This is a genomic window from Pseudomonas sp. LF020, from assembly GCF_053456425.1.
On the sequence record NZ_JBRFIX010000002.1, the window covers coordinates 470,771 to 495,181 of the forward strand.

The 24,411-nt window shown below is 59.5% G+C and carries 22 protein-coding genes; 15 read left to right on the top strand and 7 right to left on the bottom strand.

Going from position 1 to position 24,411, the window contains the following annotated elements; translation table 11 throughout:
• Positions 1-50 precede the first annotated feature (50 nt).
• Complete coding sequence (locus ACU680_RS06115; protein ID WP_448178937.1) at positions 51-911, bottom strand: type 1 glutamine amidotransferase domain-containing protein; 861 nt, start codon at positions 909-911, stop codon at positions 51-53.
• A 101-nt stretch (positions 912-1,012) separates the two neighbouring features.
• On the opposite strand from ACU680_RS06115, the gene ACU680_RS06120 reads away from it, so the two are divergent.
• Positions 1,013-1,927 carry a LysR family transcriptional regulator gene (locus ACU680_RS06120; protein WP_448178938.1) on the top strand — a complete coding sequence of 305 codons (915 nt, stop codon included), beginning with the start codon at positions 1,013-1,015 and terminating at the stop codon, positions 1,925-1,927.
• 31 nt (positions 1,928-1,958) lie between these two features.
• On the opposite strand, the gene ACU680_RS06125 is transcribed toward ACU680_RS06120, so the two are convergent.
• A complete protein-coding gene (locus ACU680_RS06125) occupies positions 1,959-2,702 on the bottom strand; it encodes an anti-sigma factor family protein (protein ID WP_448178939.1) in 744 nt (247 codons plus the stop codon).
• Positions 2,695-3,207: a sigma-70 family RNA polymerase sigma factor gene (locus ACU680_RS06130; RefSeq protein WP_448178940.1), complete on the bottom strand. Its 513-nt coding sequence runs from the start codon at positions 3,205-3,207 to the stop codon at positions 2,695-2,697. Before ACU680_RS06130 ends, ACU680_RS06125 begins: the two co-directional genes overlap by 8 nt.
• Positions 3,208-3,360: 153 nt before the next feature.
• Between ACU680_RS06130 and ACU680_RS06135 the strand changes: the two genes are divergently transcribed.
• The 9 genes from ACU680_RS06135 to ACU680_RS06175 all read left to right on the top strand — a co-directional run bounded on the left by ACU680_RS06135 (position 3,361) and on the right by ACU680_RS06175 (position 12,728).
• Positions 3,361-4,329, top strand: coding sequence for a metallophosphoesterase family protein (locus ACU680_RS06135; RefSeq protein ID WP_448178941.1), 969 nt, complete (start codon positions 3,361-3,363; stop codon positions 4,327-4,329).
• Positions 4,330-4,343: 14 nt separating this feature from the next.
• Positions 4,344-4,652, top strand: coding sequence for a plastocyanin/azurin family copper-binding protein (locus ACU680_RS06140; RefSeq protein ID WP_007967109.1), 309 nt, complete (start codon positions 4,344-4,346; stop codon positions 4,650-4,652).
• A gap of 238 nt (positions 4,653-4,890) precedes the next feature.
• Entirely contained in the window at positions 4,891-5,559 is a 669-nt protein-coding gene (locus ACU680_RS06145) for a GntR family transcriptional regulator (protein WP_448178942.1), read from the top strand.
• A 79-nt stretch (positions 5,560-5,638) separates the two neighbouring features.
• On the top strand, positions 5,639-6,445 hold the full coding sequence (locus ACU680_RS06150; protein WP_448178943.1) for an ABC transporter substrate-binding protein: 807 nt from the start codon (positions 5,639-5,641) through the stop codon (positions 6,443-6,445).
• A gap of 11 nt (positions 6,446-6,456) precedes the next feature.
• Complete coding sequence (locus ACU680_RS06155; RefSeq protein WP_007967116.1) at positions 6,457-7,233, top strand: amino acid ABC transporter permease; 777 nt, start codon at positions 6,457-6,459, stop codon at positions 7,231-7,233.
• Between the two features lie 2 nt (positions 7,234-7,235).
• On the top strand, positions 7,236-8,015 hold the full coding sequence (locus ACU680_RS06160; RefSeq protein ID WP_448178944.1) for an amino acid ABC transporter ATP-binding protein: 780 nt from the start codon (positions 7,236-7,238) through the stop codon (positions 8,013-8,015).
• A gap of 20 nt (positions 8,016-8,035) precedes the next feature.
• On the top strand, positions 8,036-9,127 hold the full coding sequence (locus ACU680_RS06165) for a polyamine ABC transporter substrate-binding protein (protein WP_448178945.1): 1,092 nt from the start codon (positions 8,036-8,038) through the stop codon (positions 9,125-9,127).
• A 23-nt stretch (positions 9,128-9,150) separates the two neighbouring features.
• Positions 9,151-10,761, top strand: coding sequence for a gamma-glutamyltransferase family protein (locus ACU680_RS06170; protein ID WP_448178946.1), 1,611 nt, complete (start codon positions 9,151-9,153; stop codon positions 10,759-10,761).
• A 107-nt stretch (positions 10,762-10,868) separates the two neighbouring features.
• Entirely contained in the window at positions 10,869-12,728 is a 1,860-nt protein-coding gene (locus ACU680_RS06175) for an ABC transporter ATP-binding protein (RefSeq protein WP_448178947.1), read from the top strand.
• Here ACU680_RS06175 and gabP read toward each other — a convergent pair.
• Positions 12,719-14,125, bottom strand: coding sequence for a GABA permease (gene gabP, locus ACU680_RS06180; protein WP_448178948.1), 1,407 nt, complete (start codon positions 14,123-14,125; stop codon positions 12,719-12,721). The genes ACU680_RS06175 and gabP overlap by 10 nt on opposite strands.
• A gap of 391 nt (positions 14,126-14,516) precedes the next feature.
• A complete protein-coding gene (locus tag ACU680_RS06185) occupies positions 14,517-15,419 on the bottom strand; it encodes a LysR family transcriptional regulator (protein ID WP_448178949.1) in 903 nt (300 codons plus the stop codon).
• A gap of 122 nt (positions 15,420-15,541) precedes the next feature.
• Between ACU680_RS06185 and ACU680_RS06190 the strand changes: the two genes are divergently transcribed.
• The gene (locus ACU680_RS06190; RefSeq protein WP_448178950.1) at positions 15,542-16,972 is read left to right on the top strand and encodes an aldehyde dehydrogenase family protein; all 1,431 of its coding nucleotides are present in this window, start codon (positions 15,542-15,544) and stop codon (positions 16,970-16,972) included.
• 70 nt (positions 16,973-17,042) lie between these two features.
• Here ACU680_RS06190 and ACU680_RS06195 read toward each other — a convergent pair whose 3' ends face one another.
• Entirely contained in the window at positions 17,043-18,092 is a 1,050-nt protein-coding gene (locus ACU680_RS06195) for a 3-oxoacyl-[acyl-carrier-protein] synthase III C-terminal domain-containing protein (RefSeq protein ID WP_103367080.1), read from the bottom strand.
• 456 nt (positions 18,093-18,548) lie between these two features.
• Between ACU680_RS06195 and ACU680_RS06200 the strand changes: the two genes are divergently transcribed.
• The 4 genes from ACU680_RS06200 (at position 18,549) to ACU680_RS06215 (ending at position 23,719) form a co-directional block, all read left to right on the top strand.
• Positions 18,549-19,220, top strand: coding sequence for a lipopolysaccharide kinase InaA family protein (locus tag ACU680_RS06200; RefSeq protein WP_448178951.1), 672 nt, complete (start codon positions 18,549-18,551; stop codon positions 19,218-19,220).
• A gap of 398 nt (positions 19,221-19,618) precedes the next feature.
• On the top strand, positions 19,619-21,073 hold the full coding sequence (locus ACU680_RS06205) for a DUF1254 domain-containing protein (RefSeq protein WP_448178952.1): 1,455 nt from the start codon (positions 19,619-19,621) through the stop codon (positions 21,071-21,073).
• 34 nt (positions 21,074-21,107) lie between these two features.
• Positions 21,108-22,601 (top strand): DUF1254 domain-containing protein, encoded by a 1,494-nt coding sequence (locus ACU680_RS06210; RefSeq protein ID WP_103367087.1) that lies wholly within the window; start codon positions 21,108-21,110, stop codon positions 22,599-22,601.
• An 83-nt stretch (positions 22,602-22,684) separates the two neighbouring features.
• A complete protein-coding gene (locus tag ACU680_RS06215) occupies positions 22,685-23,719 on the top strand; it encodes a hypothetical protein (RefSeq protein WP_448178953.1) in 1,035 nt (344 codons plus the stop codon).
• A gap of 178 nt (positions 23,720-23,897) precedes the next feature.
• Here the strand turns inward: ACU680_RS06215 and ACU680_RS06220 are convergent, their stop codons facing one another.
• On the bottom strand, positions 23,898-24,167 hold the full coding sequence (locus tag ACU680_RS06220) for a hypothetical protein (protein WP_448178954.1): 270 nt from the start codon (positions 24,165-24,167) through the stop codon (positions 23,898-23,900).
• Positions 24,168-24,411: the final 244 nt, after the last annotated feature.

Consider the following 24,411-nt stretch of genomic DNA (forward strand, 5'->3'; position numbering starts at 1 on the left):
GCTCTACCAGATAACAACGCCGCTCATTCAGCGGCGCGGTAACAGAAGAATCAGCCCTTCGCTGGGTCAAGGGGCTTGAGCCGTTCGAGGATGACGTTGCCCACCTCCAGCGCCGAGCCAGGATTCTGGCCGGTAATCAACTCGCGGTCAGTGACGACGTGAGACGTCCATGGCGCGGTGTTGCTGCTGAAGATGCCTCCGGCTTTTTCCAGCGCCGTTTGTGGATAGAACTTCATCGCGCCGCCATTCAACAGTCCCTTGGCGAGTTCTTCCTCCTGATTACTGATGACCGTGAACTGGTAGCCTGCGTAGGCCCAACCGGCGGCCGTGGTCTGGCTGCCAGTCTCGAGCTGGCGGGTGAAGGTTGTCGGGTCGTTGAGCGTCGACAGCAAGGCAATCGGTCCATGGCAGACGAGGGCAGTGGTCTTGTTGTTGGCGTGGAAGTTGTTCAGCAGCTTACCCAACGCCGCGCTGTGCAGCAGGTCCTGCATGGGCGCGTGGCCGCCCGGTACGTAGACCGCATCGAAATGTTCGTAGCCGATCTGTTCGACGCGCGACAGGCTGATGACCGGCGATTCGCCCGGCGCGGTGATCCGCAGTTTCTCCAGCAGCGCCTTGTGCTCCTTCAGTGCCGCGACATCGTTGTTGAAATACATCTTGTCATTTGACGACGGGTCCAGCGTAGGCGCCTTTCCCGTCGGGGTCGCAAAGGTCACCGAGTGCCCGGCGTCGAGCAGCAGCTTCACCGGTTGCATCAATTCGTTCAGGTAGAAACCGGTCGCAAAGACTTTACCGTCCTTGAGGTCGAGGTGGTCGGCGTCAGACAACACGACCAGCACATTGCTGGCCTGGGCGTTGAAGGCGCCAGTGCAAAGGGTCAATGCCAAAGCGAATCGGGTAATGGGGCGCATGGGATTTCCGCGAAGTGGATGAGAGTGGCGACAACTGTATTCATGCCCATACAGACGATAAACTGGCTCGCGCGAACATCACTTGTTCTTTGGAGGTAAAGGTGAGCCGGCGATTCGATTATCTTGCGGATGTTGAGGTCTTCGTCACCGTGGTGGAGAAAGGCTCACTGAGCGCGGGTGCCGTGTCACTGGCCACAACGCCATCGGTGGTCAGCCGGGCGATTTCGCGTCTGGAAACGCGTCTGGGCGTTCAGTTGCTGCGGCGTACCACGCGACGCCTGAGCCTGACTGATGCGGGTTTGCTGTACCTCGAACAGTCGCGAGCGGCGTTTTCGTTGATCGATGACGCAGAGCGGGCGATTCTCGGGCGGGAAGGTACGTTGAGCGGTCGGGTACGACTCAGTGTCCCGACCACTTACGGGCATTACCGGTTGCCGGCATTGCTCTCGCGTTTCAATCGCCACTACCCGCAGGTGCGCATCGAACTGAGCATCAGCAATCGCAATGTGGATCTGGTCGCCGAAGGGTATGACCTGGCTATTCGCCTTGGGCCATTGCCGGATAGCGGCCTGATTGGACGCAAGCTTGAGGACGCGAGTCTGTGCGTGGTCGCCTCGCCGGATTACCTGCAGCGTGCCGGCATTCCTCGCAGCGTCGATGAGCTGGCCGGGCATGCCTGCCTGTCGTTTGTAATGCCCAGCACCGGCCGGGTCGGGCCTTGGCTCTTCCGCGAGCATGGCATTGACCGCGAGTGGATACCGCAGGCGAGTGTGCAAGTGTCTGATGACGTTCTCGGCACTGTCTCCCTGGCCGAGCACGGTATGGGCATTTGCCAGACCTACGACTTTATTGTCCGGGAGCGGATCCAAAGCGCACGTCTGATCCCGATACTCGAACACGCCGCAGGTCGATCCCGACCGTTCTCGGTGATTTACCCGCCCCATCGCCAGCTGTCGGCGGCGTCCCGGGCGCTGATCGACTTTCTGACCCAGGAGGTGGCAGACGAAACGCTCTGAAACGTGATGCCGACTCGGCACGCCGCCCGGATCAGGAGCCATTCCGGAGCAACTGCCCCAGTGCCTCCAGCTCGGTTTTCTCTACGTCCGACACCAGCACGAAACGCATGTGCGCGGATCGCCACGACACCACGTTGAACCCGCGAAGGCTCTGGCTCTGCACGGCGTTGTCGGCCTCGTTCGTGGGCAGGATGAATACGTTGATGATGTGCTTGGCATGCCCATAGCTCAGGGCAGCGGTGGTCTGGTGTTGCAGGTAATCCAGCCGCCCGCCGAGCAGGGGAAAGCCCTGCGCCGAGTAGTCGAACACCGGGGGTGAGAAGTCGAGTTTGCCGGTGAACCACGGTTTGACGGTGTGGCGGTCCGAAGACACCACGTCGTTCAGATGCCCGCCCATCAATGAGCGCACATGGCTGGACACGGCCTCGTCGAGCAAGGGTTGCTCGCTGCCCGGAGTGGCGACATACAGCACCATCGCCAGGGCCAGCGCTGCGGCGGAAAACGCCGGAGCCAGCCATTTTTGCCAGCGCTGGATCAACCCCGGCGCAGGTGTGTCGGTGGCGAATACGCTGGCCGTCAGTGAGGCGGGGGCGCGGTAGCAGGGGGCATGGCGCTGCACGCTGACCTTGAGCAACCTGGCTTGCTCGTGCAATCGCGCGCACTCGGCGCAGGCGCTCAGGTGCGCGGCCACCTGCGCCGCCGTGGCCGGATCCAGCTCCTGATCCAGGTAACCGTGCAGCTGTGTCTGGCAAACCGTGCAGTCGAGTTCATTCATGATCGTGCAACTTCAGTAGTTCGAGCTTGAGCAGGGCCCGCGCCCGGGCCAGTCTGGACATCACCGTGCCGATGGGAATATCGACCACCAGGGCGATGTCCTTGTAGGGCAGGTCTTCGAGTTCCTTGAGCACAATCACCTCGCGAAACACCGGCGGCAGGGCGCACAGCGCTTGCTGCAGCAACGCGGCGTTTTCCGTATGAATGGCCAGCAGTTCCGGGGTCTGGCCATGGCTCAGGGGGCCGTCGTCAGTCACCGTGTCGTCATCGATGGCGACCCAATGGCGTCCGGCCGAGGCTTTGAGCCAGGTGTAGCTTTCGTTGCGCACGATGGTCAGAAACCACGCCTTGGCGTTGCCATCGGCGAAACGCTGCAAAAACCGAAAGGCGCGCAGGGCGCTTTCCTGCACGACGTCGCGCGCGGCGCTGTCGTTGCCGGTGAGCCAGCGCGCAAGGTTGTAGGCCGCGTCCAGATGGGGCGCAATCAGTTCCTCAAATCGCTTCATGGTCGGTTCCGCACCGTCACACCCCAATAACCGTGCAGCGGCAGGTTTTATTCGCGGCAAAAGATTTATTTTTTGCCGTGGAATAAAGCCTCGCGCCGCCAGGTTTACCTCGTGTCAGCTACCTCACTGTAGTTCGCCCGCGAGGACACACCGATGGACATTCAAGCAAAACATCCACAGCGCCCCGATGGCCCGCTCGATCCCGATCGGCGAACCCTGCTCAAATGCTCGGCGTGGGCCGGGGCCGGGGTCCTCTGGGCCTTGAGTGGCGGCATTCCCAAAGCCTTTGCGCTCGACGAAGCGGGCAACGTCAGCGACCCCAAGGCGCTGGCCAGCACCTTTCACTTCGTGCAGATCAGCGACTCGCACATCGGCTTCAACAAGGAGGCCAATCCGGAGCCGGTCAAGACCCTCCAGGTGGCGATCGACAAGGTCATCGCGCTGCCCAAACGGCCGTCGCTGATCCTGCACACCGGCGACATCACTCACCTGTCCAAGCCCGAGGAGTTCGACACCGCCGCGCAATTGCTCAAGGGCCTGCCGTCCACCGTGCATTACATACCCGGTGAACACGACACCCTCGACGAGGGCGGCGGCAAGCTGTACCTGGAGCGTTACGGCAAGGGCACCAAAGGCAACGGCTGGTACAGTTTCGATGACCATGGCGTGCACTTCATCGCGCTGATCAATGTGTTCAATTTCCAGGCCGGCCATGAGGCCAACCTCGGCGCCGAGCAACTGGCCTGGCTGGCGGATGACCTGCGTGCGGTTTCCACCAGTACGCCGATCGTCGTATTCACCCACATCCCGCTGTGGACGATTTATCAGCCGTGGGGCTGGGGCACCGAGGATGGCGATCAAGCAATAGCGATGCTGCGCAAGTACGGTTCAGTGACGGTGCTCAACGGGCACATCCATCAAGTGATCCAGAAAGTCGAAGGCAATATCACCTTTCACACCGCCCGTGGCACGGCCTATCCGCAGCCGGCACCGGGCGCGGCACCGTCGCCGGGGCCGATGACGGTGGCGGCCGATCAATTGCGCAATTACCTGGGGATCACCGACGTGCGCGCGACCCAAGGCGAGCATCCGCTGGCCCTGATTGATTCGACACTGGTGTAACCGAGGGCGAACCGATGAAAACGCGACTGTTGGCGCTGATGGGCCTGTTGCTGGCGATGCCGGTGTGGGCCGCGGAAGTGAGGATCGACATCAAGGAATTCATGTTCGCCCCCAAGGACCTGACCGTGGCCGTCGGCACCAAAGTGACGTGGGTCAATGACGATCAGATTCCGCACACGGTGGCGGAAACCCACAAGGTATTTCGCTCGGGGGCGCTGGACACCAATGACAGCTTTTCCTGGGTGTTCGATACGCCGGGGGCGTTTGAATATTTTTGTGTGTTGCATCCGCAGATGATCGGCAAGGTGGTGGTGACGCAGTGATGCATACCGCAAGGGTGCGGTTGAGCCGAGTGTTACTCAGCTACCAATCTGCACCTTTGCGGGGCTCGCCATGGGCCATCGGGTAGCACCACTCAAGTTTCGAGCTGCAGGATCTGCTCGCTGTTGTTTTCTTAAATCATTCAAATCAAGCGCTTGGCACGGTGCGGAGAAATCTGGCATGCATCGTGCTTTTTTGTATCCGTGGATAATTGGATACAAAAAGACAAAAGGTGCTGCCATGCAATTCGCTCCCGCCTACGACCAGCGTCAACCGATGACCGCCGAGGAAGAGGCCTACAACTTTCTGTTGGAAGGCATTTGCGGCGGTCGTTACCGCAAGGGCGACCGGTTGATCGCCGAGGACATCGCCAGTGAAATCGGCATGAGCCGCATGCCGGTGCGCGAAGCCTTTCGCCGCCTCGATGCGCAGGGCCTGGTGACGCTGCGGCCCAATCGCGGCGCGGTAGTCAGCGGTCTGGATGTCGAGCAAATGCACGAAGTGTTCGAGATGCGCAGTGCGCTGGAGGGCCTGGCGATTCGCATCGCGGTGCCGAAGATCAGCGAGCGTCAGTTGACCGCGCTGGAGCGCCTTCTCGATGAAATGGATGACTACCGCGAGGAGAGTGCGGCGTGGGTCAGCCGACATCGCAAGTTCCATGAATACCTGTGCAGCCTCAGCGATCGGCCACGGCTGCTCAAGCAGATCAGCGCCCTATACGCGCTGATCGAAGCCCCCATGCGCCTGTGGCTGCAGCACATCGAAAAGCCCCTGAGTGCGCGCCAGGAACACCAGATGATCCTCGATGCGATTCGCGCTGGCGATGCCAGCAAGGCCGAAGCCGTGGTCCGCGAGCACATCGAAGGCACGGTCCCCGAACTGATCAAGTTTCTGCAATCGGAAAAATAACCACAGAGCGGAACACGAGTCCGCCGATGTTTTGACTTTGAGTACTGCCCCGTTACTAACCGAACTGGAGTGTCTGGTCATGCATACGTCTCGCCTGTTACTGGCTGCAATCTCCCTCGGACTCTGTACGCAGTGGGCGCTTGCCGCACCCACGGTGCCAGAGCGTCTGGTCAAGGTCGACAAACTGACCTATTGCTCGGGTATGGATTCGCCGCCACTGGTGTCCTTCGACGAAGCACAAAAGCCCAAAGGGCTGACCGTCGACCTCGGCCTGGAAATCGCCAAACGTCTGGGCGACAAGAAGGTCGATTGGCGGGTGATTCCGTTCTCCGGATTGCTCCCGGCCCTGCTCGCCAAACAGTGCGACATGATCGTCGACCAGTTGTTCGACAAGCCCGAGCGCCGCGAGGTGATCGACATCGTCAACTACATGTATTCCAGCCAGGCGGTCGTCGTGCCCAAGGGCAATCCGAAGGCGCTCAAGACCTTGGCGGATCTGAGTGGGCACAAGATCGCGGTGCTCAACGGTTCGACCATCAAGACCTTGCTCGACACCGAAAATGAAAGCCTGAGCAAGGCCGGCAAGCCGCCGATGAAACTGGTGGTCTACAACACCGACACCGATGCCTTCCAGGCCTTGCGCATCAGTCAGGTCGACGCTTACGGCACCACCGTAGAAACCGCCGGCTATTACGCGGCGATGGCGCCGGACCTGTTCGAGGAAGGCGTGCCAGCCTTCAGCCGGATCCTCACCGGGCTGGGCATTCGCAAGGATGATCCGCAACTGAGCGCCGCCGTGCAGCAGATCATCACCGACATGCGCAGCGACGGCAGCTACAACCAGCTCCTGAACAAGTGGCTCGTCTCCAGCGACACACTCGATTGAGGTAAGCGTTGATGAACTTCAATTGGGATGTGTTCTGGCAGTACCTGTTGCAGCCCAGCGGCGTGTACCTCACCGGCCTGTGGCTGACGTGCCTGATCAGTGTGCTGGCGATGTTGCTGGGCTGTGTGCTGGGGCTGGCCGCCGCGCTGCTGCGTTTGTCGAAGAATCCGTTGTTGCATCTGCCGGTGCGTTTTTATGTGTGGCTGATGCGCGGCACACCGTTACTGGTGCAGATCGTTTTCCTCTACACCGCGCTGGCGGCGGGCGGGATTTTTCGCTTCGAAGACATTGAGCTGTTCGGGCTGGTGGTGCCCGGCAACATTCAGGCCGCGATCATCGCCCTGGGCCTCAACGAAGGCGCGTACATGGCCGAGATCATCCGTGCCGGGATCGGCGCCGTGGACAAGGGCCAATACGAGGCCGGCCGTTCGCTGGGCATGACCTTCGCCAAACTGATGCGCCGCATCGTCCTGCCGCAAGCGTTTCGGGTGATCGTGCCGCCGCTGGGCAACGAGTTTAACGTGATGCTGAAAAACACCACGCTGGTCAGCGTGATCGGCGTGCAGGAGCTGTTGCTCAGTACGCAAATGGTCACCTCGGCGACTTTTCGGGTGTTCGAGCTGTACTTGGTGGTGGCGATCTATTTCCTGTTGCTCACCACGCTGTGGGGCTTCTTTCAGCGCTGGCTGGAGAACCGTTTCGGCCAGTCCGACCGACCTTCTGCGCCACCGCCGGCCTCCAGCCGGATGTTCGGTCGCAGCACGCTGAAACTGCTGAGGGGGCGTTAATCATGGCGCAGCAAAGTGACGAACTGATCATCGAGGCGCTGAACATTCACAAGGCCTTCGGTGACCTGCAGATTCTCAAGGGCATTTCCCTGCAAGTGCGACGCGGTGAAGTGGTGGTGCTGATTGGCGCCTCGGGTTCGGGCAAAACCACGTTTATCCGCTGCATCAATCTGCTCGAAGACATTCAGGGCGGAGAGATCCGGGTCAACGGCCGGCCCATGGGTTATCGCACCCAGGCGGACGGCAGTCTGGTGCGCGACTCGGAGCGCAACATCGCCCGTCAGCGCCGCGACATCGGCATGGTGTTCCAGCGCTTCAACCTGTTCCCGCACATGACCGCGCTGGAAAACATCATCGAAGCACCGATTCAGGTACTGGGCGTGCCGCGCCAGGCTGCGCTGGAGCAGGCGCACGCATTGCTCAAGCGAGTCGGGCTGGCGGACAAGGCCGGGCATTACCCGTCGATGCTTTCCGGTGGTCAGCAGCAACGGGTGGCGATCGCCCGAGCGTTGGCGATGAAGCCCCAAGCGATGCTGTTCGACGAACCCACCAGCGCCCTCGACCCGGAAACCGTCGGCGAGGTCCTGCAGGTCATGAAGGAGCTGGCCGAGGAGGGCATGACCATGGTCGTGGTCACCCACGAAATGGGCTTTGCCCGCGAGGTGGCCGACCGGGTGGTGGTGCTTGATCAGGGCGAACTGATCGAACAAGGCCCGCCGGAACAGATTTTCAGTCGTCCCACCCATCCCCGAACCCAGGCCTTTCTCAGCCGCGTGCTGTGAACTTCACAAGGAATTTGACGATGCGTTTATCGAGCTTGTTCGCGGCGCTGTGCTGCGCCGCTGTGGTGCCCATGCTTCAAGCCGCCGACTCGGTGGTGAAGGTATACAACTGGTCCGATTACATCGGTCCCGACACGCTGAAGAATTTCGAGAAAGACAGCACGATCAAGGTTCAGTACGACATCTTCGACACCAATGAAATGCTCGAAGCCAAGTTGCTTTCCGGGCACTCGGGCTATGACGTGGTGGTGCCGTCGAGCCAGTTTCTGTCCAAACAGATTCGCGCCGGTGCTTATCAGCCGCTGCAACGCGACTTGCTGGATAACTGGAAGCACCTCGATCCGCGTCTGATGCAGCGCCTGCAGGCTGCCGACCCGGGTAATAAATACGCCGTGCCGTACATGTGGGGTACGGTGGGCATCGGCTACAACGAGGAGAAAGTCCGCGCCGTGCTGGGCAAGGATGCGCCGCTGGATTCCTGGTCGATGGTGTTCGACCCGCAGAACCTCGCCAAACTGAAGAGCTGCGGCGTGGCCTTTCTCGATGCTCCGGTGAAGATCATCCCCCAGGCCCTGCTTTACCTCGGGCTGGACCCCAACAGCGTCAAGCCGGACGACTACAAAAAAGCTTCTAAGTTGCTGATGACGTTGCGGCCCTCGGTGACCTATTTCAACTCGTCGAAGTACACCGCCGACCTGGCCAATGGCGATATCTGCGTAGCGATCGGCTATTCCGGCGACGTGATGCAGGCCCAGACCCGGGCGCGCGAGGCGGGCAAAAACATCGATATCCGCTACCTGATTCCCAAGGAAGGCGTGAACCTCTGGTTCGACATGCTGGCGATCCCCAAGGACGCCGGCAACGTCGCCAACGCCCATGCGTTCATCAATTACTTGCTGCGCCCCGAGGTGATTGCGCCGGTCAGCGATTACGTCGGCTACGCCAATCCGAACAAGGACGCCACGGCGCTGATGGATAGCAAAGTCAGCGGCAACCCGGGGATCTACCCGACTGACGAGGTGATCAACCATGCCTTCGTCTCCGCCGATCTGCCGGAAAACATCCAGCGTCTGATTACCCGCGAATGGAACCGGATCAAGTCCGGCCAATGAATTTGATTTGAAGAGCCTTTGCCATGTTGAAATTTTCTGCTCACGAATATCCCTATCCGTCGCAACGCCAAAGCGTGTTCGCCCGTCGTGGCATGGTTGCAGCGTCTCAGCCTTTGGCCGCACAGGCCGGCATCGAGATGCTGCAGAAGGGCGGCAACGCCATCGACGCCGCCATCGCCACGGCGGCGGCGCTGACTGTGGTCGAGCCTACGGGTTGCGGCCTGGGCGGGGATGCGTTTGCGCTGGTCTGGTTCAAGGATCAGTTGCATGGCCTCAATGCCAACGGCCATGCCCCGGCCAGTCTGAGCATCGATGCGGTGAAAGCGGCCGGCCATGAGCAAATGCCGCTGTATGGCTGGACACCAGTGACGGTGCCCGGCTGCCCATCCGCCTGGGCCGAGCTGTCGCAACGCTTTGGCGTGTTGCCGTTCGCCGATTTGCTGCAACCGGCGATCAGTCTGGCCAGAGACGGTTTTCCCTTGTCGCCGGTGGTTGCCCATCAATGGCAGATCGCGCTGGACGAGTTCGGCCCGCATCGTGATGAAGTGCTGCAGGCCTGGTTCGATACGTTCCTGATAGATGGTCGCGCGCCGAAGGCCGGGGAGGTTTTCCGTAACCCGGCACAGGCAAGAACCCTTGAAGAGTTGGCGTCGAGCCGCTGCGAAAGTTTGTATCGCGGCGCACTGGCGCAACGCCTGGATGCGCATTCACAAGCAACGGGCGGCTATCTGCGCGCCACCGATCTTGAGCATTACCGCGCGCAGTGGGTGGAGCCGATCCACGTCAATTACCGGGGCGTGGATGTCTGGGAAATCCCGCCGAGCGGGCAAGGCCTGGTGGCGCTGATGGCGCTGAAGATTCTTGAAGGCTTCGACTTCGATCACCGTGACAGCCAACAGACCTGGCACCGGCAACTGGAGGCGATGAAGCTCGCCTACAGTGATGGGCTGCACTACATCACCGATCCGCTGCACATGCGCGTGGCCGTGGCCGATCTGTTGAGCGACGAGTACAGCGCCCGCCGCCGCGTGCAGATCGGCGAACAGGCGCAACCGCCGAAACCGGGCGATCCCCATGCCAGTGGCACGGTGTATCTGGCCACGGCGGACGGGCAGGGCAACATGGTCTCGTTCATTCAGAGCAATTACCACGGCTTCGGCTCAGGCGTGGTGCTGCCCGACAGCGGCATTGCCCTGCAGAATCGCGGCCAGGAATTCAGCTTGGATCCCGAGCATGCCAACGCGTTGGCACCGGGGAAAAAGACCTTTCACACGATCATTCCCGGCTTCCTCACCAAGGATGGCCAGGCGCTAGGGCCGTTCGGTGTGATGGGCGGCTACATGCAGCCGCAGGGCCATGTGCAGATGGTGATGAACCTGGTGGATTTCGGTTTGAACCCGCAGTCGGCACTGGACGCGCCGCGCTGGCAATGGCTCGGCGGCATGAAGGTCGGCATCGAACAGGGCGCTTCACGGGATCTGGCCAATGCGTTGGCGCGTCGCGGGCACGAGGTGCAGATCGCCAGTGACCTGACGGATTACGGCAGAGGACAGATTATTCTGCGTGATCCGGTGACGGGCGTACTGTGTGGCGGGACTGAGCCGCGGGCGGATTCGCATATCGCAGTCTGGTAGAGACGGCAGGCACTCGTCCAGGTCAGGAGCACACACTTTTTCACAAAGACCTCCCGGGATCCGATCGGTGGCAGAATCTCCCTGACTTGTAAGTTCAGGAGAACACCATGCTTCGTGTGTTTGAACGAAGACTCGACCCTTTCCCGCCTGACGAGGTGCCACCGCCACCCAACGGTCTGGCTAAATTTCTCTGGGCCTGCACCCGAGGTGCACGCGGCTACGTGCTGGCGCTGGCGTTGCTCAGTGCCGCTGTGTCGATTTATGAAGCGTGGCTGTTTTCCTTCCTCGGTCAGGTCGTGGATCTGCTCTCGACCTGGCAGGCCGGTGGTGAGGCGGCCGCGCAGGAGCGCCGCGTGTTGTGGGGCATGGGCATTGTCATGGTGCTCAGCGTCGGGCTGGTGGCGTTGCGCACCATGGTTCAGCACCAGATTCTGGCGATCAATTTGCCGTTGCGCCTGCGCTGGGATTTCCATCGGCTGATGCTGCGGCAAAGCCTTTCGTTTTTCTCCGACGAATTCTCCGGCCGGGTCACGACCAAGGTCATGCAGACGGCGCTTGCCGTGCGCGACGTGCTGTTCACCATGATCGAGATCCTGCCGGGGATTGGCGTGTACTTCATCGCGATCATTGCCCTGGCCGGCGGCTTTGCGCTGAAACTGATGCTGCCGTTTCTCGCCTGGGTCGTGCTGTTCGGTCTGGCCATGTGGTACTTCGTGCCGCGCCTGGGCAAGGTCGGCCAGGAGCAGGCCAATGCGCGGTCGATGATGACCGGGCGTATCGCCGACGCGTACACCAACATCACCACGGTCAAGCTGTTCTCCCATTCCAATCGCGAAGCGCACTTCGCGCGGGCGGCGATGGAAGATTTCAAGCTGACCGGTTTTCGCCAGATGCGTCTGGTCAGTCTGTTCGAGATCGTCAATCAGGCCTTGGTGGTGGCATTGATCATGTCTGCCGGTGGGTATGCCCTGTGGCTGTGGCACCAGGGCGATGTCGGCGCCGGTGCGGTGGCCGCGATCACCGCCATGGCGTTGCGGATCAATGGCATGTCGAACTGGATCATGTGGCAAATGACGTCGTTGTTCGAAAGTATCGGCACCGTTCAGGACGGCATGGCGACTTTGACCCAGGGCACCAAAGTGCAGGACGCACCGGATGCCGGCGTGCTGGTGACCTCCGGCGGCGCGGTGACGTTCGACAAGGTGAAGTTCAACTACGGTGGCGAGCGTCAGGTGCTCGATGGCCTGAGCCTGAGCATCCGTCCCGGTGAAAAAATCGGTCTGGTAGGGCGCTCAGGTGCCGGCAAATCGACGCTGATCAACCTGTTGCTGCGTTTCTATGACGTCGACAGCGGCGAGATTCGTATCGACGGTCAGAACATTGCGCACGTGACCCAGGACAGCCTGCGCAGCGCGATCGGCATGGTCACCCAGGACACTTCGCTGCTACACCGCTCGATTCGCGACAACATCGCCTACGGTCGCCCCGATGCCACCGACGCGCAGATCCGCCGCGCCGCTGCCAACGCTCAGGCTGACGAGTTCATCAGCCAACTCAGCGACCGCCAAGGCCATACCGGCTACGACACCCTGGTGGGCGAGCGCGGGATCAAACTGTCCGGCGGCCAGCGCCAACGGGTGGCGATTGCCCGGGTGATGCTCAAGAACGCGCCAATCCTGCTGCTGGACGAAGCCACCAGTGCGCTGGACTCGGAAGTCGAAGTGGCGATTCAGGAAAGCCTCGATGACATGATGCAGGGCAAGACCGTGATTGCGATCGCACATCGACTGTCGACGATCGCAGCGATGGACCGGCTGATTGTCATGGACGACGGGCGCATCATCGAGCAGGGCACCCACGCCGAACTGCTGGAGAAGAACGGCGTGTATGCGCGGCTGTGGGCGCATCAGAGCGGCGGCTTTCTGGGCGAGGACAAAGGCGTGGTCGAGGCGATGGATCAGGCCTGACCCACCGACGTTGCCTGTGCGGCCGATGCAGGCTGACGCGACGTGATCAGGCCGATAAAGGAGATTGCCAGCGCCAGGCCAATGGTGGTGGTGACTTCGGTGCGATGCTGCGGAGTGATCATCATGACCGCCAGCGCCGCGCAGATGAAGCCGATCACCAGCCACGTCAGCCACGGGAACAGCCACATGCGGAAGGTCAGCTCGACTTTGCGCTGTTGCAATATCCGCCGCATGCGCAGCTGCGACACCGCAATCGCCAGGTACACCAGCAAGGCAATCGCCCCGGAGCTGGCCAGCAGGAACTCGAACAGCCCGGCGGGCATGAAGTAGCTCCACACGGTGATCGACGCGCCCAGCACGGTGCTGGCGATCACGGCGGCCCGTGGCACACCGGCCGCGGAAGTCACCTTCAGCGCTTTCGGCGCATCGCCGCGACGACCCAGCGAGTACAACATGCGCGAGGCAATGTAGATCGAGGAGTTCATGCAACTGGCCACGGCGATCAGGACGACGATGTCGACCATGAACTTGGCGTTTGGAATATTCATGATGTCCAGGGCGCGCTGATACGAGCCCACCGACGCCAGCAACGGATCATTCCAGGGCACCACGGAGATGACCACGAAGATCGACAGCAGGTAGAACACGCCGATGCGCCAGATCACCGAGCGGGTGGCCTTGGCAATGTTCTGCGCCGGATTATTCGATTCGGCGGCCGCGATGGTCACCGCTTCCGTACCGATGAAGCTGAACATGATCGTGATGAAAGCACCGACCACTGCCGACAAACCGTTGGGCGCAAAACCGCCGTGCGTGGCCATCAGACTGCTCAGCCCACTGACTTCGCGGTCGGGCACCCAGCCCATCAACACGGCAAAACCGACCCCGATGAAACCGATGATCGCCACGACCTTGGCCATGGCGAACCAGAACTCGAACTCACCATACTTGGACACGCTGAACAGGTTGGTCACCACCAGCGCAATGATCGATCCCAACGCGAACAGCCAGGCATCGACCTGGGGGAACCATTGGTGCAGCACATGCCCGGCCGCCAATGCTTCAATGGGAATCACCAACACCCAGAACCACCAGTACAGCCAACCGATGGTAAAACCGGCCCAGCGGCCGATGGCCTGGTCGGCATAGGTCGAGAACGAACCGGTGTCCGGATTGGCCACCGCCATCTCGCCGAGCATGCGCATGACCAGCACGACGAGCAAACCTGAAAACAGATAGGCGAGAAGCACCGCCGGCCCTGCAGCGGCAATCGCGTGTCCTGAACCGACAAACAAACCGGCGCCGATAATCCCGGCGATGGACAGCATTGTGACGTGACGAGGCTTGAAGCCCTGCGCCAATTGGCTACTCGAATCCATGGAGTTCGGGCTGATCATTGGTTTTTTTGTTCTCTGCTGATCGACATTCAAGCAATTGAACGGGCACACGATCGGTCACCATCGTTGCCTGCTGAACTCCCGAGAGAAGCCCGTCCAACCGCCGCAGTTCTTATCAATCCCATGATCTGACCGGGATTGTTTTGATAGGAAGACACGGCACCTTAGCCGGCCTTGCAGCAGATTCAATAGCCTGATTGCGCCATGACCGTGTCTGATATCGACATGTGAATACCATGCGGTCGTATTGGAGACCTGTCGGTCACGCAAGGCTCTGGCAATCAAAATCCAGATTGACCAAGTCATGTTCGTTTTTGAGATGGGTGGGTGAATTCGACGGTGAAGCCAAACTGGGCCCCACAAGTCAGGCTATCCAGTGGGCAAAACAGGATCAAACCAAAGTGGGCCGCAACTCCTGCGCCAGTTCAATCAATGCGCGCAACCGCGCGGGCACGAAGCGGTGGCCCGAGTAATAGAGCCTCAGTCCGCCAAATGACGGGCACCACGGCATCAACACCGGCACCAGGGTGCCGCTCGCCAGCTCTTGCTGGATGAACCACTCGGAAATGAAACCAATGCCAAGGCCCGACAACACCGCCTGTTTGATTGCGAGCATTTCGTTGGAGGCGAAGCTCACCGGCAGATCCATTTGCAACTTTTGGCCATCGCGCTCCAATTCCCATTGGTAGAGCCCACCATGGGCCATGCGCATGCCGATGCTTCGGTGGGTGAGTAGATCTCGCGGATGTTCGGGCACGCCGTGGCGTTCGAGGTACTCGGGGGGTGCGACCACAAGCATCCGAATGTCACCTGACAGTGCCACGGCAATCATGTCTTGCGGCACGGACTCCGCCAGACGAATCCCGGCGTCGAAGCCACCGGCGATGATGTCGACCATGCTTGATTCGCTGACGATGTCGATACGTACGTCGGGATAGCGCTGAGCGTAATTCTTTAATAGCGGATCCAGCAGCAGGTAGGCTGCGCCATGCGGTGCATTGATGCGCAATGTGCCGCTCGGTTCATCGGGGCCGACGCTGGCTTCTTCGCCGGCACTTTTGATCTGTGCCAACGCAGGTGCGATGCGTGCCACATAGCGTTGCCCAATGTCGGTGAGGGCAACGCTGCGCGTGGAGCGATTGAACAGCCGCACTTTCAGGCGTGCTTCCAGACCGGCCACCGCGCTGCTCACGGCCGTAGTGGACATGCCCAGCTCCTGTGCGGCACCGCGAAAACTGCTGCGCCGCGCCACGGCCAACACCACTTCCAGCTCGGTCATTCCTGTTCTGTGCATGGATCGTCCTGAATATAAGGATGCTTCATCAGCCAAAGGATGGCTTATCGGAATAATGAACCCTTCTTAGACTTCATCACAGAGGCTCGATTCAGACGAGTCGTTTTGAGCGAGGAGTCGCCATGCAACGCATTGAACATATCTACATCAACGGCGAGTTCGTTCTTCCCAACGGTGAGGAATGGTTTGACCTTCATAACCCGAGCACCGAGGAAATCATCGGTCAGGTTCGGCTGGGCGATGCACTGGACGCACAGCGTGCGATCGCAGCCGCCAAGGCTGCATTCCCGGCGTGGGCCCGTACTAGCCGGGAGGAGCGCATTGCGGCACTGCACCGCATGCACCGGGCCGTGGCAGCAAAGGAGGAAGAACTGCTGGAAGCCATCGTCATGGAATACGGTGCACCTGTGGCTCGCGGGCGCTGGATGGCGACTTACCCGGCCGACGTGATTGCGCAGGCAATCGATGCTCTGGAGGCGTTCGATTTCGAGGAACAGGTCGGCACGGCCAGGGTCATTCCGACGCCCGTGGGTGTGACCGGTCTGATCACACCATGGAACAGCAATGCGGGCTTCATCTGCAACAAGCTGGCCACCGCGCTGGCGACCGGCTGCACCGCCGTCATCAAGCCTAGCGAGATGAGCGCGTTGCAGACGCAGGTCGTGGTCAGTGCGTTGCACGAAGCGGGGTTGCCACCGGGTGTATTCAATGTCGTCAACGGACGGGGTGATGTGGTTGGCGAGGAGATCGCCGGTCATCCCGACGTTGCCAAGATCTCGTTTACGGGCTCGTCTGCTGTCGGTAAGCATCTGGTCAGAACCGGTGCCGACACCATGAAGCGTGTGACGCTGGAACTCGGCGGCAAGTCGCCCACCGTGGTGCTGGATGATGCTGATCTGCAGGCGGTCATGCCGATGGTGCTGCAAGCCGGATTTCTCAACAGTGGTCAGGCGTGCATCGCGGGCACTCGCATCCTCGTGCCGCGCCGCCGGCTGACAGAATTCGAGCGGATTGCGCAGGAGAGCGTCTCACAGATCCGATCGGGCGATCCGCGCAACAGCGACACCGATATCGGACCGATGGTGAGTCAGAAACAATGGGACCGGGTGCAGCGCTACATCCGTATCGGCCAGGAAGAAGGCGCAAGGTTGCTGGCGGGTGGCGAAGGTCGCCCGGAAGGCTTGCATGCCGGATGGTTTGTGAAGCCCACGATCTTCACTGATGCCAACAACCGGATGCGCATCGCACGTGAGGAAATCTTCGGGCCGGTATTGACGATCATTCCTTACGAGGATGATGCCGATGCGGTCAGCATTGCCAACGATACGAACTATGGGCTGAGCGCCCTGGTACTGGGAAAAAGCGCTGAACGTTGTATGAACGTAGCCCGTCAGATCGATGCGGGACGCGTGCTCATCAACACCCTGACCCACGAACCGCGCGCTCCCTTCGGTGGATTCAAGCATTCAGGCCTTGGGCGCGAAATGGGTAGGTGGGGGATGAGCGCGTATTTGGAGCCGAAGACGTTGATCAGCCATGACACGTTGAAATGACTGGTTCAGGTTCCTGTCGTCAACAGGGTCGAACAACTTGCCGCCTCAGGACGGCAAGTTGCAACAGGCCCTACAAGGTAAACGACAGCGCGGAGAAAACCATCCCGCCACTGCCTGCCCAGCCCATGCAAAACTGGCCGTTTTCGGCTTCGCCCCGACTCATCGCATCGAAGATGCCGTAGGGGATGGACGCGGTAATGATGTTGCCGGTTTTATGTCCGACGTGGTGCAGCTTGTGATCGATACCGATCAGTTGGCCGATGTGCTCCCACATCTTTGGCGAACCGGTATGAATAAACACTTTATGAACATCTGCTGCAGAGATGTTTTGCAGATTAAAGACCTTTATCGCTTCATTGCGGCCATCTTCATGCAAGGCTGCCGCGTAGGAATTGAATTGATACTGCCCACCCGTTGGTGAAATACGAGGAATATCCTCCTCATTGCAGAACAGTTTCCAGTCCGGCAGGGAGATGGTCGACAAGTCGCTCAAGTCCGGCCGGTTGATGTACGAGAACTTGAAGTTGCCCGGTGCCTCATGACTGAGGATGGTGACGGTGACAGCTTCGCCAATGGTAAAACTCGGGAACTTGTAAGCCAGTTCTGCCGACGACTGCAAAGAGAAGTTCTTGGGCATCACCGGCCCGCCGGCAGACATGCCAAATTCCATATTGACGATCGCCGCGTAGCGAATCTCGCCGGCCTGCATTTTACTGTTGATGACATCCATGGCTGTCACCCAGCCGTTGCAGGCGTCGACCACATCGAAGTTTCTGCAGCTCAGGCCCAGCGCCTTGGCGATGAACGTACTGTTGGCCGGCTCGATGAAGCCGCGGGTGACGTTCGGGTAAATCAACAGATCCAGATCGGCCTTGTCGATATTGGCCTGGGCGAGCGCCGAGTTGAATGCAGTCTCCATCAGTTGCATCGGCGTTTCGTCGGCGCCCAGCCAGTGGCGCGTGCCGCTGCCACTTTTTTCAAGCAACTTGCTGATGGTCTTCAATGTTTTAGGCAAGTCTTCCTGGAAGGTATCCTTAGAGTGTTCCTCGACCAGGTTAATGACGTCCTGATTGCTGACAATGCGTGACGGGAGAATCCCGGACAGCCCAACTATTTTCATATGACTTCCTTGTTGAAAGTATGCATCCGTGGGCAATGGCTGCGGATGAGCAAACCCTTACTCATCCCTGTAAGGAGCCATTGGCGGCAATACTTTTAGCACAAAGAAAATGCGGATCAAGGACGTTGCTCGTTATTTCCATCAATCGAATTAAATCCTGATCTGGGTCAATTTAACGAGCTTTCAAGTTGATCGAAAAAACGGTCGGGCGGACCCTCGCGACACGGTTGGCATCTGTGTTTGATGTCGTCGGCTAACGGCGAAAAGGACACACCTGAAGGGATAAACACCCCTCAATAGCCTATTTTCGTCACGTGGTTGCGTAAAAGCCCCAAGCTGCCCCTAAAATCCTCGAACACCGAGGGAACTATTAACGTCCACCAACAGACTGAGCTGCTGTTGCGACCCTCATGCAAACGTCGCACGAAACGATTTCTACAATAAATGGAGCGCACAATGGGCAGGGCAGGCGATGAATTTGATTTCTGGTGGAGTACGTCCGGGTCGTGGGTGGAACCGCCGAATGTGCGCCGCAGCGGTACCAGCGGTGTCCAGTTGATCGTTCAAGGTGACAAGACGTTTTTCGTAAAGCGCCAGACTGGCCATCTGTTCCGCAGCCTCCGTTACCCCACTGGCCGACCCACCGCATTGCGTGAAGGCATTGCCCTTTCTAGACTCCAGCAACTGGGTGTGAATGCGCCAAGACCGGTATTTTATGGTGCGAGAAAAGTCGATGGCGTATGGCAGGGGGTCTTGGTTACCAATGATCTGGGCGGCTTCATTGATCTGGATACCTGGTATAGCCAGGGCGCTGCAAGCCTGTTGACCACGGAACAACATCTGCGACTTCTTGAACGTTTGGCGCAAATGCTGGCGCGGATGCACTCGGGCAAATGGCAGCACGGTTGCATGCGTTCCAAACACATCTTTATCAAGGCGTCGATTACCGACACAGACTTCGATTTCGAACTGGCGCTGCTTGACCTGGAGAAATCTCGCGGTCGTGCTACGGCAATGGGCGCGGCGCGTCACGACATTCCACAACTCAGACGGCATTCTTTCTGGGATGAGTCGCAGTGGCGGCATTTCCTTTCGAGCTATGAGCAAGCCAGTGGTAGAACCCTGTAAGCAGGTGTGCCTGTGGCATTCGGCAGGCGGGCTGATTGTTATCTCTCCTTGGGGCTGCAACAACTTCAAGGAGAAGGTTCACTGGCAAAGGGTTGATGGTTTTTTATTGCAATCGTTGGGGGGTGTAACAAGCGGGGTCTGCGCAGTAAGTGAACAAAAAGCTTACTGCTTATGAATGATTGATTTTCGGCCAATCACGACCCTTCAAAGTCGTACAAGAGCAGGCTTTCATGGATAGACCCCGGTGAGAAGCGGTTATCAGAAATGGAAATATAATCGTAAATTCTCATGCCTTTTTCTGGCTGATCGCTGTTCCTCTGCTAGGTTTTTCTAACGAACAATCTTCCATCAGTAGATTCGTTTGCCGAAAAACCGTCCCAAGCAAGGATGCCTTCCGTATGAACAAAACACCTTTATTCGCCAGCGGCCTGCTCGCTACCGCGGTATTGCTCGGCGCAGTTGCCGTGCAGGCACAGACCTCGCCAGTAGTGCAGGTATCCGGCCCCGAAGCCGATGTGAAGGTGACCGAAACCTACGTACGGATGATGGCGCGGGAGGCGTATTTCTGGGGTTGGCCGATGGCCAATATTTATAATCGCCGCCTGAAGTTCAAGGATCTGCCGCAGGCCGGGTTGATGGGGGGCATCGTGCCCGTGGCGCCGATCAACCATCTGTCGATGCTCACCGACTACATTTCACCGGGGGAACGCCTGGTGGCTTGTCCGAATCAGGATGTGGTCTACGGTGCGGGCAGCATTGCGCTGGATATCGAACCGGTGGTGATTCAGGTGCCGGACTTTGGCGACCGGTTTTGGGTTTATCAGGTGGTTGACCTGCGCTCCGACAGCTTCGCCGAGCTAGGAAAGATGTACGCCACCAAACCGGGCTTCTATCTGTTGGTGGGGCCGGACTGGAACGGCAAGGTGCCTGAGGGCATCACCCAGGTGTTTCGTGCAAAGACCAACACCGGTTTCGTGATTCCGCGAGTCTTCCAGGACGATACGCCCGAGGACCGCAAGGCTATTCAGCACTATCTGTCAGGCATCGACATGTACCCGCTGTCCAAATACGACGGCAAACTCAAGCAGCGTGACTGGAGCCAGTCGCCGAAATTCCCCGCCGAGGCCTCGGGTGACGAGGAAACGCGTTGGGTGCTGCCGGAAAAGTTCTTCGATGAGGTGCCGGCGATTCTCAAGGACGCCAAACCGCTGCCGGGAGAAGAGGCGCGCTATGCGCAATTGGCGGTGCTGGCACAAATTGCCCAGCGTGATCCCGAGCTGAAAAAAGCCATGATCGACGAGGCGCAAAAGTCTGATGCAGACGTGGTCAAGCCGTTGTTGCAGTTCCGCAACTACGGGAAGCAATTGCCCAATCACTGGAGCACCATCGACAACGGCGCAGCGTTTGGCACTGATTACTTCCTGCGTACGGCGGTTGCCCGGTCGAACATCTTCGTCAACAAACAGATCGAGACCAAGTACTTCTATCAGGACCTGGACGAGTCCGGCACCCGACTCAACGGCGCCCAACGCTACAGCGTGACCTTCCCCAAAGGCGCGCTGCCGCCGGTCAAGGGTTTCTGGTCGCTGACGCTGTACAACCAGCAGCATTTCTTCGCCGAAAACCCGTTGGGCCGTTATTCCCTCGGCACCAAGAACAAGTCGCTCAAGTCCAACGCCGATGGCTCGCTGACGCTGTATGTGCAAAGCGATTCGCCGGGCGCCGACAAGGAAAGCAACTGGCTCCCGGCGCCGAAGGGCGCGGACTTCTCGCTCTACGTTCGCGCCTACTGGCCGGAAGCGGCCGCGATGAATGGCCAGTGGACGCCACCGGCGGTGGTCAAGGTCAACTGAACCGATTTCCCAACTGCGTTCATAAGGACAGCCCATGAACCGTTTGCGCACCTCACTGACGGCCCTGGCCGTAAGTCTCTCCCTAAGCGGCCTCGCCGATGCCGCGACGCGCTATGAAGAACTGGCCAATCAGCCTTTTGAAAAAGGCTTCCCGACCGAAGCGACCGCGCGCAGCCTCATTGACGAACTGGTGTTCCAGCGCGCCGTGCAGTCGTATCTGTGGGCTCTGCCGGCGATCAATATCTGGTCGATGAAGGAAGCGTCGGAGAAGCAGTTCGGCGCGGGCTACAACATCCTGCCGACCTGGAAAAAGCGCATCAACGCCAAGACCCTGGTGACCACGCCAAACTCCGATCTGGTCTACGCCATGAGTTATCTGGATCTGGCGAAGTACGGCCCGTTGGTGGTCGAAGCACCGCCCGGCGTGCAGGGCATGTTCGATGATTTCTTCCAGCGGCCGATTGTCGGGCCGACCATCGACGGCAGAACCTGGCGCGGTGACGTTGGCCTGGCGGGTCCCGACAAGGGCAAGGGCGGCACCTATGTGCTGCTCCCGCCTGATTACAAAGGGCCGGAGCCGACCGAGGGATTCGTCTATCGCTCGCGCACCAACAACGTCTTCCTGTTCTGGCGGACCTTTTTCAAGGATCCGAAAGACCTCAGCGTGCCGGTAGCCGAAGTCGAGCGTACGAAGATCTATCCGCTGGGCAAGAAGGACTCGGCGCTGCCGATGCAATTCCCCGACGCCACCGGCGCACCGATCAACATGCTGTTCCCCGAAGACGGTCGCTACTTCGACATGCTCTCGCGTTTCATCGACGCCGAAGCCGTCGATCCGGCGGACATGGATATGCGCGGCTTCCTGCACACCCTGGGCATCGAGAAGGGCAAGCCCTTCGCCCCGGATGCCGAACGACGCAAGCTGCTGGATGACGCCGCGCGTACCGCGTTCAAGATGAGCAAGGTGGTGACCAGTCACTTGCTGTACAAAGAGCCGGGCGGTCTGTACTACAAGGATCGCCAGTACGTGAACACCTTCGCCGGGGAGAACACCGAGTTTCAATCCAGCGGCAGTTTCACCAATCTTGAGCAGCGCGTGGCGTTCTTCACCTCGGCCTATTCCGACAGCCCGGGCATGGTCATGAACATGGTCGGCGCCGGTGCCAAGTATCCCGCGACTACCCGAGACGCCGAGGGCAAGTTCCTCGACGGCGCCCAGACCTACAAGCTCAACCTTCCGGCCAATGTCCCGGCGGCGTTGTTCTGGTCGGTCACCGCCTACGACAACCTGACCGCGTCAGGTCTGGACAACGGCCAGCCGTTCCCGTCCCTCAATCAGATGGATAAACCGGCGCAGAACAGTGACGGCTCCACTGACATCTACTTCGGCCCGACATCGCCGGGCGAGGGCAAGAACTGGATCAAGACCGTACCGGAGAAAGGCTTCCTGGTGATCGTGCGGTTGTATGGGCCGAAGCAGGCGTTTTTTGACCAGAGCTGGAAGCCAAGTGATCTGATCAAACAATAGAAGCGCCCCGGACGTGAACACTTGGACCCTGCGCCTTCAGTACGCCTAGTGAAATGGAGTGCAAATCGATGCCATCGATAAGGATGCGATCAAGTCTGACACTCTGCGGGGCGGTGCTCAGTGGCTTGGCCTGTGCCGCCAGCCCTCTGCCGAAACTGGGTTCCCCGTCAGTTGCAGGGGCCAAGGTCGATCCGGAAAAGTGCCACCAGCTTCAACAGGACTTCGACATTGACCTGAAAGAAGTGGTCAAGGCCGGCTGCGAACCGTCCACCGAACAGATATCCAGACTGATGGACAACCCGGTGGGCAACCTTGTCCTGCTGTTCAACCAGTACGATTACACCGCGCTCAAAGGTCCGCACAGCAACGGCACACGGATGCTCGGCAAATACAGTTTCATGCCGACTTTTCCGATCTCTCTTGGCGAAGACTGGAACCTGATCAACCGCCTGCCGATCAGCTACGTCAGCGCCCCGGTCAACCGCAAGGCCGGTAACCTGATTGGCATGGGCCCCAACGAGATTCTGCACGATCGCGGTGACTTCACCTCGGTCGTGCAGGACCCGTTCGACCGTACCAGCGGTTTCGGCGACCTGGCCTACGTCGGCGTGTTTTCGCCCAAGGAGCCGATCCGCTTTGCCGGGGGTGGCAAGATGGTCTGGGGCTTCGGCCCGACCGCGATGTTTCCGACTGCCGAAGAAGACGTGCTTGGTACGGGCAAATATTCGCTGGGCCCGGCGTTCGTCGCCGCGTACCTCGGCCCCGACTGGACCCTTGGCGTGTTCCCGCAGCACTGGTGGTCGGTTGGCGGTGATAGTAAGCGCAAGGACGTCAGCCTGACCAATGTGCAGTATTTCATTCAGCGGGCGATTCCCGGGCCGGAACAGTGGCGCATCGGCATGACCCCCAACGTCACGGTCAACTGGAAGGCCGAGGGCGGCAACAAAGTCACGTTTCCCATCGGTATCGGCGCTGGGCGAATTTTCAATTTCGGCAAGTTGCCGGTGAGGATCTCCGGGGAAATTCAGTACTCGGCGATACATCCGGATGACCTGATCAGCAGCCGCTGGAATTTCCGGCTGTCGTTCATTCCGGTCATACCTACCTTTATGTTTTGAGGATTACCCCAAGCCGGGGCGTGCATGTGCGCGCATCAGAACGGAGGATTTGTGGGGCGGGGTAGAGACGCGGTTACGGCAGTGGGTCAATCGGCGGCCGTAAGGTCTGTCGTGTTGGCACCTACAGGTGCTGGTGCGCGCTCAGCACTCAAGTCACGCACCAGACTCGTTTGAATAATTACCACTGACCGCTTCCGAGGCAGGCGATTATTTCCCAGCCACTGAATTCCCACCAGGAATAGCGCTCATCAGAGCAACTTCTGGCCAGGCTGGCCGTCTGGATTTCTCCGGCTTTGCTATGTGTTGCGAAAGGCGTGTTGATCGAAGCGGTCACCTGCTTGACCGTCTGTGGAGCAGTGATGGTGGTTGGATGCACGGCAGCGTTTGTGACCGTTGCGGCGAGAGCGAGTGTCGCCGCGATGGCCAGAGTAGTCATGGACTTTTTCATTTTCGAATCCTTTCAGTTAGCTGACAGCGGGCTTAAACATTGGCCCCGACCTGCCTTCTGAACAGATCGGGCATTCGCGTATGTCACGCCAGAAAAGCCTATCACTGCGCAATCTCCAGAACAGTCGCACAACTGTGCTATTGACAATTTTGAACCGTTGGTACTTACAGCGCCGCAACTGATGCAGCGCTCCATTCCATGATGTTATTGCTGCAAATCATGCATTAATGTCGTGCAGTCAGCC

Excerpts from the sequence above, each read along its gene's own strand:
- ACU680_RS06190 (WP_448178950.1), top strand. The coding sequence starts at position 15,542 with ATGCAACGCATTGAACATATCTACATCAACGGCGAGTTCGTTCTTCCC.
- ACU680_RS06195 (WP_103367080.1), bottom strand. The coding sequence starts at position 18,092 with ATGAAAATAGTTGGGCTGTCCGGGATTCTCCCGTCACGCATTGTCAGC.
- ACU680_RS06135 (WP_448178941.1), top strand. The coding sequence starts at position 3,361 with ATGGACATTCAAGCAAAACATCCACAGCGCCCCGATGGCCCGCTCGAT.
- ACU680_RS06140 (WP_007967109.1), top strand. The coding sequence starts at position 4,344 with ATGAAAACGCGACTGTTGGCGCTGATGGGCCTGTTGCTGGCGATGCCG.
- ACU680_RS06115 (WP_448178937.1), bottom strand. The coding sequence starts at position 911 with ATGCGCCCCATTACCCGATTCGCTTTGGCATTGACCCTTTGCACTGGC.
- ACU680_RS06175 (WP_448178947.1), top strand. The coding sequence starts at position 10,869 with ATGCTTCGTGTGTTTGAACGAAGACTCGACCCTTTCCCGCCTGACGAG.
- ACU680_RS06155 (WP_007967116.1), top strand. The coding sequence starts at position 6,457 with ATGAACTTCAATTGGGATGTGTTCTGGCAGTACCTGTTGCAGCCCAGC.
- ACU680_RS06160 (WP_448178944.1), top strand. The coding sequence starts at position 7,236 with ATGGCGCAGCAAAGTGACGAACTGATCATCGAGGCGCTGAACATTCAC.
- ACU680_RS06145 (WP_448178942.1), top strand. The coding sequence starts at position 4,891 with ATGCAATTCGCTCCCGCCTACGACCAGCGTCAACCGATGACCGCCGAG.
- ACU680_RS06185 (WP_448178949.1), bottom strand. The coding sequence starts at position 15,419 with ATGCACAGAACAGGAATGACCGAGCTGGAAGTGGTGTTGGCCGTGGCG.
- ACU680_RS06210 (WP_103367087.1), top strand. The coding sequence starts at position 21,108 with ATGAACCGTTTGCGCACCTCACTGACGGCCCTGGCCGTAAGTCTCTCC.
- ACU680_RS06150 (WP_448178943.1), top strand. The coding sequence starts at position 5,639 with ATGCATACGTCTCGCCTGTTACTGGCTGCAATCTCCCTCGGACTCTGT.
- gabP (WP_448178948.1), bottom strand. The coding sequence starts at position 14,125 with ATGATCAGCCCGAACTCCATGGATTCGAGTAGCCAATTGGCGCAGGGC.
- ACU680_RS06170 (WP_448178946.1), top strand. The coding sequence starts at position 9,151 with ATGTTGAAATTTTCTGCTCACGAATATCCCTATCCGTCGCAACGCCAA.
- ACU680_RS06200 (WP_448178951.1), top strand. The coding sequence starts at position 18,549 with ATGGGCAGGGCAGGCGATGAATTTGATTTCTGGTGGAGTACGTCCGGG.
- ACU680_RS06220 (WP_448178954.1), bottom strand. The coding sequence starts at position 24,167 with ATGAAAAAGTCCATGACTACTCTGGCCATCGCGGCGACACTCGCTCTC.
- ACU680_RS06130 (WP_448178940.1), bottom strand. The coding sequence starts at position 3,207 with ATGAAGCGATTTGAGGAACTGATTGCGCCCCATCTGGACGCGGCCTAC.
- ACU680_RS06125 (WP_448178939.1), bottom strand. The coding sequence starts at position 2,702 with ATGAATGAACTCGACTGCACGGTTTGCCAGACACAGCTGCACGGTTAC.
- ACU680_RS06165 (WP_448178945.1), top strand. The coding sequence starts at position 8,036 with ATGCGTTTATCGAGCTTGTTCGCGGCGCTGTGCTGCGCCGCTGTGGTG.
- ACU680_RS06205 (WP_448178952.1), top strand. The coding sequence starts at position 19,619 with ATGAACAAAACACCTTTATTCGCCAGCGGCCTGCTCGCTACCGCGGTA.
- ACU680_RS06215 (WP_448178953.1), top strand. The coding sequence starts at position 22,685 with ATGCGATCAAGTCTGACACTCTGCGGGGCGGTGCTCAGTGGCTTGGCC.